This window comes from Nonomuraea sp. NPDC001831 (assembly GCF_042892035.1).
GTDB lineage: Bacteria > Actinomycetota > Actinomycetes > Streptosporangiales > Streptosporangiaceae > Nonomuraea.
The window spans coordinates 1053657-1072126 of sequence record NZ_JBIATU010000001.1; the positions used below are offsets into that span (position 1 = coordinate 1053657).

Here is an 18470-nt window from a genome sequence, read left to right on the forward strand (position 1 = left end):
CGGGCCGCGACCGGGCCGTCCGTCAGGGCTTGCGGGCGACGCCGACGTAGCCGACGTCGGTGCCGCTCGTCAGGGCGGGCGGCTCGGTGGGACGCCAGTCCTGGGGGAAGACCAGGCCGGGGTCGGCCAGCTCGTAGCCCTCGAAGAAGGCCAGGATCTCCTTGTCGGTCCGCAGGCTCAGCGCGGCCGTGGCCTGGTTGTAGACCTCCAGCGCCTGCGGGGTGGTGTCGGGCCTGGCGTCGATGGCGTGGCTGATCACCAGGTGGCTGCCGGGGGCGCTGACCTCGCGCAGCCGGGCCACGATCGGGTGGGCCTGCTCGTCGGGGATGAAGTGCAGGATCGCCAGCATGAGGAAGGCCACCGGCCGGTCGAAGTCGATCAGCGCGCCCAGCTTGTCCAGCAGGGTGTCCACCTCGCGGATGTCGGCCTGCAGGATGTCGACGTTGTCCGTACGGGCCAGCAGCGCCCGGCCGTGGACGCACACCACCGGGTCGTAGTCGACGTAGACCACGCGGGCCTCGGGCGCGATCTCGTGCGTGTTGCCCTGGGTCGGCAGCCCGGCGCCCAGGTCGACGATCTGCCGTACGCCCGAGTCCACCAGATGCCGCACGGCCCGCCGCAGGAACGCCCGGTTGGAGCGGGCGGCCTCCTTGGTGTTGGGGAACACCTTGAGGATCTGCTCGGCCGCGGCGCGGTCGGCCGCGAAGTTGTCCTTGCCGTCGAGGTAGTAGTCGTACATCCGCGCGACGTTGGGGACGTTGGGGTCGACCCCCTCGGGGGCACTGTCCACGATTTCTCCCGAAATTTCGGTCCTTCGGGTGATCATAGCCGCGCCGACCCCGCCCGCACCGGAATTCGGTTCGGTTGTCCGCGCGGCGCGCGTCACGAACACGCGCCACGCGGAACCGGCCCAGCCTGGGAGCACGCCGCCCTCAGCGCTGCGGCTCCCGGTACGGCTCAGCCCCGATAGTGCATCCCCGATACTGCGTCTCCGATACTGCGTCAGCCCCGGTACAGCTCGGCCACGCGGAAGGCGAGGTCGAGCGACTGGCCGCGGTTGAGCCGCGGGTCGCAGGCCGTCTCGTAGCGGGTGCCGAGGTCGCCCTCGACGATCTCGTGGCCGCCGCCCACGCACTCGGTGACGTCGTCGCCGGTGAACTCGATGTGGATGCCGCCCGGGTGGGTGCCGAGCGCGCGGTGGACCTCGAAGAACCCCGCCACCTCGTCGAGCACGTCGTCGAAGTGGCGCGTCTTGTGCCCGCTGGGCGCCTCGAAGGTGTTGCCGTGCATCGGGTCGCAGATCCAGGCCACCTGGGCGCCGGCGGCCGTGACCTCCTTGACCAGGGTGGGCAGGTGCTCACGGATCTTGGACGCGCCCATCCGGGTGATGAACGTGAGCCGGCCGGGCTCGTTGTCCGGGTTGAGCTTCTGGATCAGCGCCAGCGCCTCCTCCGGCGAGGTCGTCGGCCCGAGCTTGACGCCGATCGGGTTGCGGATGCCGGCGAAGAAGTCGACGTGCGCGCCGTCGAGCTGACGGGTGCGCTCGCCGATCCAGACCATGTGCGCCGAGACGTCGTAGGGCAGGCCGGTGCGCGAGTCGATGCGGGTGAGCGCCCGGTCGTAGTCGAGGATGAGCGCCTCGTGGGAGGAGTAGAACTCGACCGTGTGGAACTCCTCGGGCTCGGCCCCGCAGGCCCGCATGAAGGCCAGCGCCTGGTCGATCTCGCGGGCCAGCTGCTCGTAGCGGCGCCCGGCGGGCGACTCGGCCACGAAGTCCTGGTTCCAGGCGTGGACCTGGCGCAGGTCGGCGTAGCCGCCCTTGGTGAAGGCGCGCGCCAGGTTGAGCGTCACCGCCGAGGAGTGGTACGCCTTGAGCAGCCGCCACGGGTCGGGCTCGCGGGCTTCGGGGGTGAACTCGAACCCGTTGACCATGTCGCCCCGGTAGGCCGGCAGCTCCACGCCGTCGCGGATCTCGGTGCCCTTCGACCGCGGTTTGGCGAACTGGCCCGCCACCCGGCCGATCTTCACGACCGGCACCTTCGCCGCGTAGGTCAGCACGATCGCCATCTGCAGCAACGTCTTGAGCTTGTTGCGCACGTTGTCGGCGGTCGCGCCGGAGAAGGTCTCGGCGCAGTCGCCGCCCTGCAGGACGAACGCCTCTCCGCGCGAGACGGCCGCCAGCTGCCTCTTGAGCTGGTCGCACTCGCCGGCGAAGACGAGCGGGGGCAGGCCGCCGAGCTCGGCGACGACCTTGTCGAGCTCACCGCGATCGGGCCAGTCGGGCTGCTGGGCCGCTGGGAGGGCTCGCCAGGAATCGAGATCCACGAGATTGCTGCTCACGAGATACGAGGGTATTCCACTGACCCGGCCCCACCGACCCCCTTGTCCACGTTGTGAGAATGCATTTATCAGCTTTCGGGAGACTTCACATGCTCAGGCAGCACCCCGAGGCCGATGAAACGCCGCGGCAGCCGGTTGAACAGCGGGATCCTGGTCAGGTCGCGCGGCATCCCGGACGCGTCGAACCGCCGCCCCAGCGCCGGCGTGATCACCTGGTTCTGCACCAGCCGCTGGGCCGCCTGGGTGACCCGCGTGGGCAGCATGCGCCGCCGCTGCAGCCGGTGCAGGAGGGACTCGGGGATCGGCAGGCCCGCGGCCAGCGGCGCGGCCAGCAGGTTGGCGGCGGCCACCGCGTCCTGGACGGCCAGGTTGATGCCCACCCCGAACACCGGCGACATGGCGTGCGCCGCGTCCCCGATGCACAGGAAGCCGGGGCGGTGCCAGCGGCGCAGCCGGTTGAGCGCGACCGTGAGCACGCTGACGTCGTCGAAGCCCTCGATCTGCCCGACGCGGCCGGCCAGGTACGGCAGCAGCGTGGCCACCGGCCGCCTGAGGGCGTCGATGCCCTGCTCGGTCAGCCGCCCGAAGCCGCCCTTGGGGATCAGGTAGGCGAGCTGCCAGTAGGTCTCGCGGTTGATGGCGACCATCATGTGGCCGCTGGAGACGCGCAGGAACGTGTCGTCGGGGTCGTCGTCGTGCCGGGGGAGACGGAACCAGACCACGTCCATCGGCGCGTGCAGGTCCTGGGGCACCAGGCCGGCGCGGGCGCGCAGCGCCGAGTGCCGTCCGTCGGCCGCCACGGTCAGCGTGGCGCGCAGCTCGTGTTCGCCGGACGGGTCGCGGTAACGCACCCCGCGCACGGCCCCGCCCTCCCGGATCAGGTCGTGGGCCTCGGCGTTCATCAGCAGCCGGAAGTTCGGGTACGCGCTCGCGGCCGAGGTGACCAGCTTGAGGAAGTCCCACTGGGGGACGAACGCGATGTAGTCGTAGCCGCCCGGCAGGCCGCGCAGGCTGGCGAGCCTGATGTCGCCGGTGTCGGTCACCAGCCGCAGCTCGTGGGCCTTGCGGTGGGGCAGCCTCAGGAAGTCCTCCGCCAGGCCGAGCTCGGCCAGCACGCGCAGGGTGGAGGGGTGGATCGTGTCGCCGCGGAAGTCACGCAGGAAGTCGGCGTGCTTCTCCAGCAGCGTGACCTCGACGCCGGCCCTGGCCAGCAGCAGTCCGAGCACGGCCCCGGCGGGGCCGCCTCCGGCTATCACACACGTCATAATTCATCACCCAATGAGATTGTGTCACGTCCCCGGAAATGAGCAAGCCCCCGCGCCGCTCCGGCGGGCCCGGAGCGGCGGTGGGGGGAGCCGGGTCAGGAGGGGAGGGGCGGACGGCCGTAGCGGGCCGTCCAGGCCGTGTAGACCGGGCTGCGGGCCGCCACGGCGGCGTGGGCCGCGCGGGCGCTCTCCAGCAGCGCCGGCGCGTGCGCGGCGAACGACGACCGCCAGATGAGCACCTGACGCATCCACAGCGGGTTCCCGCGCAGCGGCAGCACCGACACCCGCTCGCCCGGGTCGTAGAGCGCCTGGCAGGCCGACACCGCGTGCCCGGCCGCGATCAGCTCCCGCCGCACCCCGGCCTCCACGAGCTGGTACCGCCCGCGCGGCGTGAACCCGGCCCGCCGGCACGCCTCCAGCAGGTGCTCCGGCCAGCCCATCCCGTCGGGCGGCGGCAACACCCACGGCTCGCCCGCCAGCTCGGCCAGCTCCACCTCGGCACGCCCGGCCAGCGGATGGGCGGCGGGCAGCGCCACGAACACCGGCTCGACCGCCACCACGCCCATCCCCATGGCCGGGCCGAGCCGCAGCTCGTGGTCGGGGTAGTCGGCCACCAGCGCCACGTCGAGCCGCCCGTTGGCCACCATGTCCACCAGCACCCGGACGTAGTGCTCGGTCTGCAGCGTGATCCGCGCCTCGGGCAGCGCGCCCGCCAGGTTCGCGACGAGCGGCACGACGACGGGGTTCTCGAAGCCGCCCACCCGGATCGCCTGCCCGGCCAGCTCGTACGGCCCCGCCGCCAGCAGGTCGTCCACGCCGGCGAGCACCACCCGCGCCCTGGCCAGCACGAACTCCCCGAACGCGGTGGCCGCCACGCCGCGGTGGTCGCGGGTGAAGACCGCCCCGCCGAGCAGGCGTTCGATCCGTCCGAGCTGGGCGGTGAGCGCGGGCTGGGAGACGCCGAGCGCCGCCGCGGCCCTGGTCACACTGCCGTGGTCGGCGATGGCGCGCAGCGTCCTGAGATGTCTCAGTTCGAGCTGCATCCCGCAGAAGCTATCACTCCGGAGTTATGCCCTTATGGGATGAGACTGCCGGATCTATCGGGCCGATAGTGCATGACATGCGTAGATTCGCGGCCCTGGTACTGGCCGCCGCCGTCCTCCATGTCCCATCCGCCCATGCGTCGGCGGCCGCCGACGGGCCCGGCGCGGCCACCGTCGTGCCGGTCCAGGTCACCGGCGCCCCGGCCAAGCGGTTCAACCTGATCGTCATGGGCGACGGCTACACCGAGGCCGAGCAGGCGAAGTTCCGGGCCGACGTGGACCGGCACCTCAACGTGATGTGGTCGATCGAGCCGTTCAAGACCTACCGCGACTACATCAACGTCTACCGGATCGACATCGTCTCCGGCGAGTCCGGCGTGAGCTGCGACCCCGGCCTGGACGCGCCCCGCCGTACCACCCCGCTGAGCATGGGCTTCTGGGGCGGCTGCAACCCCGGCAGCGTGCAGCGGCTGATCACCATGGACAACTCCGCCGCCACCCGGTTCGCGAACCTGGTCACCGGGACGACGTCGGGCAACCGGCAGATCCTGGCCCTGGCCAACAGCGGCACCTACGGCGGCGCGGGCGGCAGCTACGCCACCGCCTCGGGCAGCAACTCCATGTCCGCCCTGATCAGCCCGCACGAGCTCGGCCACTCCCTGGGCGGCCTGCAGGACGAGTACGACTACTACCAGCGCGGCGTCCCCGGCGGGACCTACGGCGGCTCCGAGCCCTCCAGCGCGCACCACAGCCTGCTGACCGAGCAGCAGATGCTCGACCAGCGCCGGAAGTGGTGGCGGTGGCTGGGCGAGGACAGCGAGTCCGGCGGCCCGATCGCCCGCTACGAGGGCGGCCTGTACTACACCAGCGGCGTGTGGCGGCCGAGCAGGCACTCCATGATGAAGACCCTCGGCTACTACTTCGACCAGGTCAGCCGCGAGGTCATGACCCAGCGCATCACCGCCAAGACCACGCTGATCCAGGACTCCACGCCCACCGCCGCGCCCGTCGGGGCCGACCGGGTGCTCTGGGTCGAGCCGATGCGCCCGGCAGGGCACTCGCTGACCACCACCTGGGCCGTGGACGGCAAGAACCTGCCCGGCGACGCCGACGTCCTCGACCTGCGCACGCTGGGCCTGGCCGCGGGCACGCACACGGTCACGGCCACGGTCGCCGACCCCACGGAGTTCGTCCGGGACCCGGCGATCCGGACCGCCATGAGCAAGACGCGCACCTGGACCGTGGACACCACGCTCACCACGCCGCCCGACGGCGTCCAGGCCGCCGTCGTGTCGTCCACGCCGACGGACCGCCCGGCCGGGCGCGACGCCGTCGTGTACGTCGAGACCACCCACCCGGCGGCGTCCGTCCCGGCCGTCACCTGGGCGCTGGACGGCCGACCGGCGGGCACCGGCACCGAGTTCGACCTGGGCGCGGCCGGCCTGACGCCCGGCGCCCACACCCTCACCGCCACCCTCGGCGCCACCACGCTGACCTGGCAGGTCGACGCCACCGAGCCCACCACCGGGTACGAGCTGTCCGAGCCGCTCGCCCGCTCCGGCGACACTTACGTCTACAACGGCCCGTTCACGATGAAGCTCACCGGCGACGACGACCGCGACGGCTACGTGGTCTCGGAGTCCCGGGTGGACGGCGACGGCTGGTTCAACTACTTCGGCTGGCCCACCTCCTCCGAACTGCCCTGGACGTTCACCGAGCAGGGCACCGTCATCGACTCCCTGGTCTACGGCAAGCTGCCGCGCGGCCGGCACACCGTCGAGTACCGCTCGATCGACGCCGCCGGCAACTACGGGCAGGCCAAGAGCTTCACCGTCACCACCATCGCCCCGCCGCCCGCCTGCGACCGCACGGTCACCGGCGCGCACCGCGGCCCGCTCACCGTGGCCGACGGCGTCACCTGCCTGAAGGACGCCCAGGTCACCGGCCCGGTCACGGTCAAGGCCGGCGCCTCGCTGGTGACCGACGGCGGCCGGATCAGCGGCACCCTCACCGCCGCCGGGCCCGCCGCCGTGCACCTGATCAGGACCCGCGTGGACGGCGCGCTCAGCGTCACCGGCGCGGCGCAGCTCACGGTCGTGGGCGCCGAGCTGCGCGGCGCGGCCGTGCTCACCGGCAACACCGCGCCGATCCTGTCGGGCGTCACGGTCAAGGGCGCGCTCGCCTGCACCGGCAACACCCCCGGGCCGGCCGACCTCGGCGTGCCGAACCAGGTGAACGGCGCGGGCGGCGGTCAGTGCGGCAAGCTGTCAGCGGGCGTCAAGGGGAAGCCGTACGAGGCGGTCCAGGACGTCCGTCAGTGAGCTGACGGCCAGATCGCGGACCCTGGCGTACTCGGACTCCGGGTACTGCCGGGGTCCGTTCTCCACCAGCAGGATCAGGTAGAGGTAGGCGCGGTACAGGTCCAGCCGGACGCGGGCCGAGGAGGTCAGCTCCAGCGGCGTCACCTCGCGGTAGCCGGCCAGCAGCGGGTCGTCCTCGCGCAGCTCGTCGAAGATCGTCGGGGTGACGAACTCGGCGATCGGGTCGCCCCAGAACGCCCGCTCGTGGTCGATGATCGCCTGGATGCGCGGCTCGCCGGTCAGGTCGAGGAACACGTTCCCGGCCCACACGTCGAAGTGCACCAGGCAGGGGGTGGTCACCTCGTCCAGCACCGGCGCGGCCCGCTCGAAGACCGCCATGATCTCGGCGGCCGGGCAGGGCAGCGGCGCCGGGTAGCGCTCGGTGTCGGCCAGCAGCGCGCCCGCCATGGCCAGGAACGCCTCCCGCCAGGTGGCGCCGACGATCCCGGCGTGCGGGTAGCCGAACACCTCGCCGGTCACCGCGTTGAAGGCGGCCAGGTGACGGCCGAGCTCCCGACGCAGCGCCTGCTCGCCCTCGGGCTTGACGTTGTTCCAGGACACGCCGTCGAGCGCGGTCAGCATCAGGTAGTCGCCGCCGAGCACCGGGTCGTCGAACCCGGCCACCAGCAGCTCGGCCATGGGCACGCCCGCCGCGGCGGCCAGCTCGTAGGCGGCGGCCTCCATGCGCAGCAGGTTGCGCTCGTAGCTGAGCTGGTCGAGGTCGGGCGAGGGGGAGAGCTTGAGCACCACCTCGCGGCCGTCCTCCAGGGTCAGCCGCCACACGGCGTTGGCGTAGCCGTCGGTCAGCTCGACGGCCGTGAAGACGCCCGCGCCCACGGCCCGTCTGGCCAGCGCGTCGAGCTCGGCGGGCGATAAGCGGCGCTTGGTCCTGCTGTCCACGCGAGGCCCCTTCCGGGTTCAGGCGACGCTGATCGTCCAGCTCGCCACGTGTTCGTCGCCCGGCCGCAGCACGACCAGGTCGGTGCCGGAGTTGAAGGCGTCGGGCGGGCAGGTCATCGGCTCGACCGCGACGCCCTCGTAGCCGAGCTGCCGGCTCGTGCACACCTGCACCCACGGCAGCACCGCCGGGTCCCAGCCGACGCGCACCGCGCCCACCCGCACCTCGCCGCGGTCGAGCCCGGTGAAGGCGTGGTCGATCACGGTGTCGCCGACCGGGCGCGGCTTCCTGAAGTCGTACGGGGTGCCGGCGACGTCGGCCAGGCCGGCCGGCAGCAGCCGGTCGTCGGTCGTCAGGTAGCGGGCGGCGGGCAGCTCCAGCTCCTCGCCCAGCAGCCACGGGTGGGGCCCGCAGCCGTAGGGGGCGTCGGCCTCGCCGGTGTTGCGGGCCGTGACCGTCGTGGTCAGGCCGCCCGCGTCGAGCCGGTGCTCGGCCGACAGCGCCAGCGTGAACGGGTAACCGGGCGCCTCGGCCAGCTCGTACGTCAGGCGCGCCCGATCGGCCTCGGCCTCGGCCACCTTCCAGTCGACGACGGCGACCAGGCCGTGCAGCGCGTGACCGCGGTCGGGCTCGGTCACCTCCAGCCGGTGCGAGCGGCCCTGGAAGGCGTAGCCGGCGCCGCCCACCCGGTTGGGCCAGGGAGCCAGGACGGTGCCCGCGAAGTAGGGGACCGGGCCCTGCTCGGGCCAGGTGGTCACGAGGTCGCGCCCGCCGTGCCGGAGCGTTCTGAGCGCGGCGCCGCGCGGGCTGATCTGCGCGGTGTAGCCGCCGCCTTCGAGCTGGGGCACGGGAGAAGGTCCTTTCGTCGGGCGTGCGAGCAGCCGGGCCAGGATAACGCCTGGTCAGGCAGACTCTCGGCGAACCAGGTGCGTGTCGAGGATCACCACGGGCTGACGCAGTTCCTCGCCGTTGATGCGGGCCACGAGGAGCTGGGCCATCTGGCGGCCCATGGCCTCCGTGGGCTGGTGGACGGTGGTCAGCGGCGGATCGGCGTGCAGCGCGGCCTTGGAGTCGTCGAAGCCGATCACGGCGACGTCGCCCGGGATCGCCTTGCCCGCGGCCTTGAGCACGCGCATCGCGCCCAGGGCCATCGGGTCGGAGGCGGCGAAGACCGCGTCGAGATCGGGATGGCTCTCCAGCAGCTCCTGCATGGCGGTGGCGCCGCTCTCCTCGGAGAAGTCGCCGAAGGCCACGATCTCCGGCAGCCCCGAGGGCAGCAGCGCGTCGCGGTAGCCGGCCAGACGGTCGACGCCCACGCCCATGTCCTGGGAGCCGGCGATCGTGGCGATCGCGCCCCGGCCGAGGCCCAGCAGGTGTTTGACCGCCTGCCGGGCCCCCGCCCTGTTGTCCATGTCCACGAAGCTGTAGGGGTCGAGGCCGACGGGCCTGCCGCCGAGCACGGTCGGCACGCCCATCTGCTCCAGCCTGCCCGGCAGCGGGTCGGCGCCGTGCAGCGACAGCAGCAGCACGCCGTCGACGTGCTGCCCCGTCAGGTAGGTCTCCAGCCGCTCGTGCTCCTCGGGGGAGCGCGCCATCGCCAGGATCAGCTGCAGCCCGGTCTCGGCCAGCGCCGAGCCGATGCCGCGGATGGTGCCGGCGAAGTACGGCTCGTCGAAGACCCGGAACTGGGACTCCGACACCACCAGGGCGACCGTGTCCGTGCGGCGCGTGACGAGGGCACGCGCCGCCCTGTTGGGCACGTAGCCCAGCTCGCGGATGGCCAGCTCGACGGCCTCGCGGGCCTTGGCGCTGACGTTCGGCGAGCCGTTGATGACTCTCGACACCGTGCCCCGGCCCACACCGGCCCGAGCCGCGACTGCCTCAAGAGTCGGTCGGTTCATGTCGCCTATTCTGCCGGATGATCTCCGAGTACCAGTGCGCGCTGTCCTTCAGCAGCCGCTCCTGGGTGTCGAAGTCGACGTGGACCAGGCCGAAACGCTTGCCGTAGCCCCAGGCCCATTCGAAGTTGTCCATCAGCGACCAGGCGAAATAGCCCTGCAGGGGCACGCCCGCGTCGATCGCCTGCCGGCACGCGCCGAGGTGCGCCTCCACGTACGCCTGCCGCTGCGCGTCGTGGATGCGGCCGTCGGCCAGCACGTCGTCGAAGGCGGCGCCGTTCTCGGAGACCACCATCGGGATCGGCGGGTAGTCCCGCGCCACCCGGGTGAGCACCTCCACCAGGCCGTCCTCGTCGATCTCCCAGCCCATCGCGGTGACCGGGCGGCCGCCGTTGACGAACGAGACGTGCTCGCTGCCCACCCACGGCGAGGCCGTGTCCGTGGGGGCCGCCGCCGCCGACGCCTTGCCGCCGGGCGCGCCGGAGACCGTGAAGCGGCTGTAGTAGTTCACCAGCAGCACGTCGATCGGCGCGTTGATGATCTTCATGTCGCCCGGCCGCACGAGGTCGTCGTCGATCGGGATGTCGTTCAGCACGTCCTCGGGGTAGCGGCCGGTCAGCAGCGCGTCCAGGAAGAACCGGTTCTGCAGGCCGTCGATACGGCGGGCCGCGTCCAGGTCGGCCTCGCTGCCGGTCTCGGGGGAGATCGCGTACAGGTTGACGCAGCCGCCGGCGCGGCGCGCGTCCATCGCCTGGACGGCCAGGCCGTGGGCGAGGTTGAGGTGATGCGCGCCCCTGATCGCGTTGCGCGGCTCACGCCGGCCCGGGGCGTGCTCGCCCGAGGCGTAGCCGAGGAACGCGGCGCACCACGGCTCGTTGACCGTGCTGAAGGTGTGGACGTGGTCCTTCAGCGCGTCGTGCACGATCGTGGCGTACTCGGCGAAGCGGTAGGCCGTGTCGCGGTTGGGCCAGCCGCCCTTGTCCTCCAGCTCCTGCGGCAGGTCCCAGTGGTAGAGGGTCAGCCACGGGTCGATGCCGTTGTTCTGGAGCTCGTCGGTGAGCCGCTTGTAGAAGTCCAGGCCCTTCTGGTTGACCGCGCCCGAGCCGGTCGGCTGGATCCGCGGCCAGGACACCGAGAAGCGGTAGGCCGTCAGGCCCAGGTCCGCCATGATGGCGACGTCCTGCCGGTAGCGGTGGTAGTGGTCCATGGCCACGTCCCCGTGGTGCCCGTTGAGCACCCGCCCCGGGGTCTTGGTGAAGGTGTCCCAGATGGACGGGCCGCGTCCGTCCTCGGTGACCGCGCCCTCGATCTGGTACGCCGAGGTGGCCGCGCCGAACGCGAAACCGGGAGGGAAGCGCAGCCCGGGACGAATCTGTTCCTCTTGTGTCGTCACGCCTTGACCGCACCTTCCATGAGTCCGCCGACGATCTGGCGGCCGAATGCGACGAATACCGCGATGAGCGGAATGATGGACAGCGCGGTACCCGCGAAGATCAGCGAGTAGCTGGTCGAGTAGCGCGCGTTGAGCGAGTTGATGGCGATCTGCACGGTCGGGTTGTCCGGCGTCAGCACGATCAGCGGCCACATGTAGTCGTTCCACATGAGCATGAAGGTGTTGATGCCGAGCACCGCCATGCCCGGACGCACGGCCGGCAGCACGACGTTCCACCAGATCCGCAGCGTCGCCGCGCCGTCCACCCTGGCCGCCTCGACCAGTTCGTTCGGCACGGCCTGGCGCGTGTACTGGGTCATCAGGAACACGCCGAACCCGTTGAGCAGGTACGGCAGGATGATGGCCTTCAGCGTGCCGGTCCACTCCAGGCTCACCATCATGCGGTAGAGCGGGACCACGCCCATCTGCTGCAGCGGCACCGCCATCGTCAGCAGCACGAGCAGCAGCAGGATGTTGCGGCCCCTGAACTGCAGGCTGGCGAAGGCGAACCCGGCCAGCGTGGAGATGATCACCACCGACACGGTGACGATCGCCGCGCTGACGAAGGAGTTGGTCAGGCCGAGCAGGAAGTGCGCGTCCTCGTTCTCCAGCACCGCGACGATGTTCTCGCCGAGGTTGCCGCCGGGCAGGAACTTCGGCGGCACCGACACGGCGTCGGAGTTCGTGCGCGAGGCGATGACGAGCATCCAGTACAGCGGGAACGCCGACAGGAAGATGGCCACGCCGAGCATGACCCGCGTCATGACGGTCGGTTTCCAGCCGGTCACTTGGCGCCTCCGATCCGCCGGACGAACAGGAAGTTGACGGCCGCGCCGATGAGGATCAGCAGGAACAGCAGCCAGGCGGCCGCCGCGGCATAGCCGTAGTCGAACTCGCGGAAGCCCTGCTTGACGACGAACATCGCCACCGTCTGGAACTGGCCCTGCGAGCCGCCGTCCACGTTGCCGTTGTAGAAGGTGGTCGGCTCGGAGAACAGCGTCAGGCCGCCGATCGTGGAGTTGAGCACCACGAAGATCATGGTCGGGCGCAGCATCGGCAGCGTGATCTGCCAGAACTGGCGCCGCCGGGACGCGCCGTCGATGGCGGCCGCCTCGTACAGGTCCTTGGGGATCGTCTGCATGCCGGCCAGGAAGATGATGGCGTTGTAGCCCGTCCAGCGCCAGTCGACCATCGCGGCGATGGCCAGCCAGGACGGGAAACGCTCGGCCCGCCAGTTGATCTTGTCCCCGCCGAACCAGCCCAGGACCCAGTTGACCAGGCCCCAGTCGCGCGCGAACAGCTGGGTGAACACCACGGCGACCGCGACCACCGAGGTGACCAGCGGCAGCAGCACGCTCATGCGGATCGGCAGGCGCCAGCGCAGCTTCTTGTTCAGCGCGTTGGCCAGGAACAGGGCCATCAGCATCTGCGGGACCGTGGCCAGCAGGAAGATGCCGACGGTGTTGGTGACGGCGTTCCAGAAGTCCTCGTCGGCCAGCAGCGCGGCGTAGTTGCCCAGCCCGGCCCACGTGGTCTCGCCGGTCAGGCTGTACTTGTAGAGCGAGTAGTAGAGCGTGAAGGCCAGCGGGAACAGCCCGAAGGCGGCGAACAGCAGGAAGTACGGGGACACCAGGGCGTACGGCATGGCCTTGACGTCGAGTCGGGAACGCCAGAGGCGGCCGGGTGGGCGGGCGCGGCGACGGTTGCCCCGCGCCGGCCGCGGATGAGAGTCGAAGCTCATAACAGACCTTTCGGCGGCAAGCCCGGCCCGCCAGTCGCGGGCCGGGCGGAGCAAGATCAGCCCGCGGCCTTCACCGCGTCGTCGACCAGCTGCTGCCAGGCCTTGTCGTAGGCCACCGAGCCGTCGTCCATGCCCTGGATGACCGACTCGACCGCGTTCTTGACCTGCGCGTGCTTCACCCCGAGGAAGACCGGCTGCAGGCTCTCCGCGGACTTGGCGAAGATCTCACCGATCGGGGCGTCGCTGAAGAACTCGTTCTTCGCGCCCTGCACGGCGGCGTCGGCCTGGGCCTTGCTGTTGCTCGGCATGTTGCCGAAGTCGGTGAAGATGCTCGCCTCGGTCTGCGCGCTGGTCAGGTAGTCGGCGACCTGCGCGGCCTCCTTCGGGTGCTTGGACTGCTTGGGCACGGCCACCCACGAGCCGCCCCAGTTGCCGCCGCCGCCGGGCACCGAGGCGACGTCCCACTTGCCCTTCATGCCGTCACCGGCGTTGCCGGAGACCACGCCGAGCATCCAGGACGGGCAGCCGACCGTGGCGAAGGCGCCCTTCTGGGTGCCCGCCGCCCACTCGTCGGTGAAGTTGCGCAGCTTGGCCGTCAGGCCGGACTGGCTGAGCTTGGAGGCGAAGTCGAAGCCCGCCTTCACCGCCGGGTTCTTGTCGACGATGAGGTTGTTGTCCTTGTCGAAGTAGGCGACGTTGCCGTTCTTGGCCGCCTCCTGGTACAGCACCACGTTGTAGAGCGTGTTGGTGCCGTCGGTGAACTTGGTGTCCTTCACCTTCGCCTGGAACTGCTGGCCGACCTTCATGAAGTCGTCCCACGTCGGCCACAGGGCGGCGACCTTCTCGCGGTCCGTGGGCAGCCCGGCCTTCTTGAACAGGTCCGTGCGGTAGCACAGGCTCATGCCGCCGATGTCCGTGCCGAGGCCGAAGACCTTGCCGTCGGCCGTCACGCCGTTCTCCCACTTCCAGGCGGGGTAGTCGGCCTTGCGGCCCTCAAGGCCGTACTCCTTGAGGTCGGCCCACCACTCGGGGTGCGCCTTGGCCAGGCCCATGCCGCCCTCGTCGATGCCGACGACGTCGCCCGCGCCGTTGCCCGACTGCAGCCACTGGATCATCTGGGGCCAGTACTGCTGCTCGAACTGGTCGGTCAGGTGCTCTTCCTTGATCTGGATGTCCTTGTGCTCGGCGTTCCACTTCGCGATGGCGTTCTTGTAGCCGAAGTTGGAGCCGCCGCCGAAGGTCTGCACCCGGATGGTGACGGGCTCGGCCGCCGCCGCGGAGGAGGCGGGGCTGTTGCCGGCGGCCGGCGTGTCGCCGCTGCCGCACGACGCGACGGTCAGCGCCGCCGCGGCCAGGGCTGAGGCCGCGGCCAGACCGCGACGCTTGCTGATCATCATGGGAGACCCCTTCTCGGGTGACTGATGGGAGGTGCACCGCGGCATGCGCTCCGCCGCGGTGGGAGTGTTTGGGAGCGCTCCCACAAAGGGTGCACTTACCGGCTGTGTCCGTCAATCCGCCGAAACGGAACCGTTACCAATCGTGCGTTTTGCCCCCCGTAAACAGGATTTAAGGGGATGAAGGGTGTGAAGGGCCGTTTGGGAGCGCTCCCACCTCAAGAGACATCTTTCGTGCCGCATCAAGGGCATGTCGCCCGGACCCTGCGGGCTTGCTCCCGGTCAGGTCCGGCTGTCACGGAGCGTGACGGCATCCTGGAACGTTCCAGTGACCGGCTCGGCGCCAGGCGGTCGGGGGAGGCGGCGCTCAGCAGGCGGCGGCGCGTTCGCGCAGCAGGGCGCGTTCGCGGGAGTTGCGGGTCATCGCGGCGGCCCGTTCGAACTCGGCCCGCGCCTCCTCGTGCCGGCCCAGCCGGAACAGCAGGTCGCCGCGGACGCTCGGCAGCAGGTGGTAGCCCTTGAGCGACGGCTCGTCCACGATCTGGTCGAGCAGGTCAAGGCCCACGGCCGGGCCGTAGGCCATCGACAGCGCCACCGCGCGGTTGAGCTCGACGACGGGGGAGCGGGCCAGGCGGGCCAGCGACTCGTACAGGCTCGCGATGCGCACCCAGTCGGTGTCGCCGGGGTCGAACGCGCGGGCGTGGCAGGCCGCGATCGCGGCCTGCAGCGTGTACGGCCCCGCGGCGCCCGCCGGCTCCCCGGCCCGTTCCTCGTCTCGCCCCCCGGCCTGCTTTTCGTCTCGCTCCCCGGCCCGTTCCTCGTCTCGCTCCCGGTCTCGTTCCCCGGCCAGTTGCTCTGCTCGGGCCAGGGCCGCCAGCCCGCGGCCGATGAGCAGCCGGTCCCAGCGGGTGCGGTCCTGCTCCAGCAGCAGCACCGGCTCGCCGGACGGCCCCACCCGGGCCGCCGCCCTGGACGCCTGGATCTCCATGAGCGCGACCAGCCCGTGCACCTCCGGCTCGGCGGGCATCAGCCCCGCCAGCACCCGACCCAGCCGCAGGGCGTCCTCGCACAGGCCGGGCCGCATCCAGTCGTCGCCCGCGGTCGCCGAGTACCCCTCGTTGAAGATCAGGTAGATGACCTCCAGCACGGACGACAGGCGTCCGGCCAGCTCGGGGCCCTGCGGCACCTCGAACGGGACCTTCCGGTCGGCCAGGGTGCGCTTGGCCCGCACGATCCGCTGGGCGGCGGTCGGCTCCGGCACCAGGAACGCGCGGGCGATCTCGTCGGTGCTCAGGCCGCCGAGCACCCGCAGCGTCAGGGCCACCCGCGCCTCCATCGACAACACCGGATGGCAGGCGGTGAAGACCAGCCGCAGCAGGTCGTCCTCGATCTCGTCGGGTTCGGGCGGCTCCGCGGCGCTCTCCAGCCGGTGGCCCAGCTCGGCCAGGTTGCGGGACATCCGCTCGTTCCTGCGGATCAGGTCGACGGCGCGGCGCTTGGACACCGTCATCAGCCAGGCGCCCGGGTTGCGTGGCACGCCCGAGTCCGGCCACTGCTCCAGGGCCGCGACCAGCGCGTCCTGGGCCAGCTCCTCGGCCAGGCCGACGTCGCGGACCAGCCCGGCCAGGCCGGCGATGAGCCGGGGGGCCTCGATCCGCCAGACCGCCTCGATCGCCCGGTGGGTGTCGGAAGCCATCACCGGCTCATGACACCAGCACCGTCCTGGGTCCGCAAGCCGAGGTCAGCTCTCCCGCCCGTCCAGACGCCGGCGCATGGCCTTCTCCCGCTCGATCTCCGCCGGGTCGGACGAGGCCGCGTCGGGCGCGTCGGAGGCGTCGTACACCCGCCACACGTCCAGGCCGATGCCGTCATAGCCTTCCGGGACGGGCACGCGCATGGCCCATTCCAGAGCCTCCTCCCTGGACTTCACCTGGATCAGCCAGAACCCCGCGATCAGCTCCTTGGCCTCGGTGAACGGGCCGTCGATCACCGTGGCCCGGCCGCCGCTGTAGGCGATCTGCGCGCCCTGCGAGCTCGGGTAGAGCCCTTCGGCGGCCAGCAGCACCCCCGCCTTGGCCAGCGCCTCGTTGTAGGCGTGCATGTTGTCGACGAGCTCCTGGCTGGGCAGCGCCCCGGCCTCGGTCTCCCCGTTCGCCTTGCCGACGATCATGAATTTCACCCTGGCGTCCTTCCGTCCGCGGCCCCGGGGCGGAGCCGGCCTCGCCGAAGCGTCGAACGGGCGCCGGCCGGATCGACACGCGGGCGCCGGCCGTCCGCTTCCAGGGCACCGTACCGGTCGTGCGGCCGGGTGGCCGATGTGCCATCCTCGCCCCATGCCCCAACCCGCACAAGACGCCCCCGTCCCCAACCGGGCCCTGTGGGACGAGCGTGCCCGCGTTCACGGCTCCACCTCCACCGACCGGTTCTACGACGTCGACGCCTTCCTCGCCGGCCGGCAGACGCTCTACCCGCTCGAACGCCGCCTGGCCGGCGACGTCGCCGGCCGGGACCTGCTCCACCTGCAGTGCCACTTCGGCCTGGACACGCTGAGCTGGGCCCGCCTCGGAGCGCGGGTGACCGGCGTCGACTTCTCCCCGGTGGCGGTCGAGCGCGCCCGCGACCTGGCGGCCAGGGCCGGGCTGGCGGCCACGTTCGTGGAGGCCGACACGCAGCGGCTGCCGGCGGAGCTGGCCGGCGGCTTCGACGTGGCGGTGGCCACGTACGGCGTCCTGTGCTGGATCGGCGACCTGGACGCCTGGATGCGCGGCGCGGCCATGGTGCTGCGGCCCGGCGGGCGGCTGGTGCTGGTCGACCTGCATCCGGCCTACCAGACGGTGGCCTCGCTCGATCCGCTGGTGGCCGACTGGCCCTACGGCGGCGGCCAGGCCCACAAGGAGACGGTGACCGGCACGTACGCCGACGCCGCGGTGGTGACCGAGACGCATGAGGCGGTCGAGTACCCGTACTCGGTGGGGGAGATCGTCACGGCGGCGGCGCGCGCCGGGTTCACGGTGGCCGAGCTGGGCGAGCACGTCGAGACCGACCTCGACCCGCGCGGCCTGCTGCCCGAGGGCCCGGACGGCCGGTACCGGTTCCCGTTCGGGGACTCGCACCTGCCGATCCTCTACTCGCTGGTGGCGGTCCGGCCCTGAGACGCGGCGAGCGCGCGTCCCTCGTGCGGGACGCGCGCTCGGAGCGGCGGGAGGTCAGCTCGCGTACTGGGGGTATCCGTAGCCGACGACCTGCGACTTCGGACGGACGCGCTCCTCGACCTTGCCGTTGCCGGTGTTGCCCTCGATCGTGGAGATCGTGCCGTCGCCGTTGTCCTTGACGACGAAGCCGACGTGCTGGATAGCGTCCAGGCTCTTGCTGCCGCCCCAGGAGAAGAAGACCACCGCGCCGGGCCTGGCCTCGGTGCCCCAGCGGTCGTTGGCGGCGAACCACTTGGCGTGGGCCACGGTCCAGGCGTCCCAGCCGACCTGGGGGCGGGCGCCGGTGTGCTCGCCGACCCAGGAGACGAAGATCGAGCACCAGGGGGCGTTCAGGTACATCGCGCGGGTGCCGCCGTCGCGGGCGATGGTCTCGGCGGCGCGCTGGGAGTCGGCGTACCACTTCTGGAACTTGGTGCCGCCGCCGTAGGCGTTCTCGGAGGTGCCGACCTGGGCCCTGGCCATCGCCAGGACCTGCTGGGCGGTGACGTTGACCTGGGTCTCCTCCGCCTTGCGGGTGTGGGCGGCGGCCTGTGGCGCGACGGCCGAGTGGCCGGTCGCGGCGGCCGGGCCGGCGCTGTCGGCGGCGGCAGCGGTGGCGTGGGCGCCGAGGGCGGAGGCGAGGACGGCCGCGCCGAGCGCGGCGCGGGCGTAGGTGATCTTCGGGGCACGGAGGGGACGGTGCTTGGCCATCGAGGGCATGTGACTCCTTGCTTCCATGCCGCTTACCGGGTTAGCTGACGGGTTCGGACGTGGAAGCTGCCCTACGGCACCGAAGTGCCGATTCACCCCAAAGGACGTGGGTCCCCGGTTCCGCCCGGAGGCGGATTCAGCGGTCACAGGACGATCCTGTGAAATGTCTTGCGATGGTTGGACAAAGCCGGACAAAC

Annotated in this window: 16 protein-coding genes and 1 riboswitch; of the genes, 2 read left to right on the top strand and 14 right to left on the bottom strand. The window is 71.5% G+C overall.

Annotated features, from left to right (window positions below; all coding sequences use genetic code 11):
• Positions 1 to 22 precede the first annotated feature (22 nt).
• The 4 genes from ACFYYW_RS04625 to ACFYYW_RS04640 all read right to left on the bottom strand — a co-directional run bounded on the left by ACFYYW_RS04625 (position 23) and on the right by ACFYYW_RS04640 (position 4648).
• Positions 23 to 790, bottom strand: coding sequence for an SAM-dependent methyltransferase (locus tag ACFYYW_RS04625; RefSeq protein ID WP_352329461.1), 768 nt, complete (start codon positions 788 to 790; stop codon positions 23 to 25).
• A 212-nt stretch (positions 791 to 1002) separates the two neighbouring features.
• Positions 1003 to 2340 carry a class II 3-deoxy-7-phosphoheptulonate synthase gene (locus ACFYYW_RS04630; protein WP_352329459.1) on the bottom strand — a complete coding sequence of 446 codons (1338 nt, stop codon included), beginning with the start codon at positions 2338 to 2340 and terminating at the stop codon, positions 1003 to 1005.
• A 68-nt stretch (positions 2341 to 2408) separates the two neighbouring features.
• Positions 2409 to 3605, bottom strand: coding sequence for an FAD-dependent oxidoreductase (locus ACFYYW_RS04635; protein ID WP_352329458.1), 1197 nt, complete (start codon positions 3603 to 3605; stop codon positions 2409 to 2411).
• A 95-nt stretch (positions 3606 to 3700) separates the two neighbouring features.
• The gene (locus ACFYYW_RS04640) at positions 3701 to 4648 is read right to left on the bottom strand and encodes a LysR substrate-binding domain-containing protein (protein ID WP_387645042.1); all 948 of its coding nucleotides are present in this window, start codon (positions 4646 to 4648) and stop codon (positions 3701 to 3703) included.
• Between the two features lie 77 nt (positions 4649 to 4725).
• Between ACFYYW_RS04640 and ACFYYW_RS04645 the strand changes: the two genes are divergently transcribed.
• Positions 4726 to 6969, top strand: coding sequence for a M64 family metallopeptidase (locus tag ACFYYW_RS04645; RefSeq protein WP_387645045.1), 2244 nt, complete (start codon positions 4726 to 4728; stop codon positions 6967 to 6969).
• Here the strand turns inward: ACFYYW_RS04645 and ACFYYW_RS04650 are convergent.
• The 9 genes from ACFYYW_RS04650 to ACFYYW_RS04690 all read right to left on the bottom strand — a co-directional run bounded on the left by ACFYYW_RS04650 (position 6916) and on the right by ACFYYW_RS04690 (position 16541).
• Entirely contained in the window at positions 6916 to 7908 is a 993-nt protein-coding gene (locus tag ACFYYW_RS04650; protein ID WP_387645048.1) for a phosphotransferase family protein, read from the bottom strand. The genes ACFYYW_RS04645 and ACFYYW_RS04650 overlap by 54 nt on opposite strands.
• A gap of 18 nt (positions 7909 to 7926) precedes the next feature.
• Complete coding sequence (locus tag ACFYYW_RS04655; RefSeq protein WP_352325791.1) at positions 7927 to 8754, bottom strand: aldose 1-epimerase family protein; 828 nt, start codon at positions 8752 to 8754, stop codon at positions 7927 to 7929.
• Positions 8755 to 8808: 54 nt separating this feature from the next.
• Entirely contained in the window at positions 8809 to 9807 is a 999-nt protein-coding gene (locus ACFYYW_RS04660) for a LacI family DNA-binding transcriptional regulator (protein ID WP_387645052.1), read from the bottom strand.
• A complete protein-coding gene (locus ACFYYW_RS04665) occupies positions 9788 to 11197 on the bottom strand; it encodes a GH1 family beta-glucosidase (protein WP_387645055.1) in 1410 nt (469 codons plus the stop codon). The genes ACFYYW_RS04660 and ACFYYW_RS04665 overlap by 20 nt, the downstream gene beginning before the upstream one ends.
• Positions 11194 to 12024: a carbohydrate ABC transporter permease gene (locus ACFYYW_RS04670; RefSeq protein WP_352325795.1), complete on the bottom strand. Its 831-nt coding sequence runs from the start codon at positions 12022 to 12024 to the stop codon at positions 11194 to 11196. Before ACFYYW_RS04670 ends, ACFYYW_RS04665 begins: the two co-directional genes overlap by 4 nt.
• On the bottom strand, positions 12021 to 12977 hold the full coding sequence (locus tag ACFYYW_RS04675; protein WP_387645058.1) for a carbohydrate ABC transporter permease: 957 nt from the start codon (positions 12975 to 12977) through the stop codon (positions 12021 to 12023). Before ACFYYW_RS04675 ends, ACFYYW_RS04670 begins: the two co-directional genes overlap by 4 nt.
• A 56-nt stretch (positions 12978 to 13033) precedes the next feature.
• The gene (locus tag ACFYYW_RS04680) at positions 13034 to 14374 is read right to left on the bottom strand and encodes an ABC transporter substrate-binding protein (RefSeq protein ID WP_387645060.1); all 1341 of its coding nucleotides are present in this window, start codon (positions 14372 to 14374) and stop codon (positions 13034 to 13036) included.
• Positions 14375 to 14738: 364 nt separating this feature from the next.
• Positions 14739 to 16067 (bottom strand): RNA polymerase sigma factor, encoded by a 1329-nt coding sequence (locus ACFYYW_RS04685; protein WP_387645063.1) that lies wholly within the window; start codon positions 16065 to 16067, stop codon positions 14739 to 14741.
• 45 nt (positions 16068 to 16112) lie between these two features.
• Positions 16113 to 16541, bottom strand: coding sequence for a YciI family protein (locus ACFYYW_RS04690; protein ID WP_387645501.1), 429 nt, complete (start codon positions 16539 to 16541; stop codon positions 16113 to 16115).
• Positions 16542 to 16704: 163 nt separating this feature from the next.
• Between ACFYYW_RS04690 and ACFYYW_RS04695 the strand changes: the two genes are divergently transcribed.
• Positions 16705 to 17523 carry a class I SAM-dependent methyltransferase gene (locus ACFYYW_RS04695; protein WP_387645066.1) on the top strand — a complete coding sequence of 273 codons (819 nt, stop codon included), beginning with the start codon at positions 16705 to 16707 and terminating at the stop codon, positions 17521 to 17523.
• Between the two features lie 54 nt (positions 17524 to 17577).
• On the opposite strand, the gene ACFYYW_RS04700 is transcribed toward ACFYYW_RS04695, so the two are convergent.
• Positions 17578 to 18282: a CHAP domain-containing protein gene (locus ACFYYW_RS04700; protein WP_387645069.1), complete on the bottom strand. Its 705-nt coding sequence runs from the start codon at positions 18280 to 18282 to the stop codon at positions 17578 to 17580.
• Between the two features lie 5 nt (positions 18283 to 18287).
• Positions 18288 to 18425, bottom strand: a riboswitch (cyclic di-AMP (ydaO/yuaA leader).
• Between the last annotated feature and the right edge of the window lie 45 nt (positions 18426 to 18470).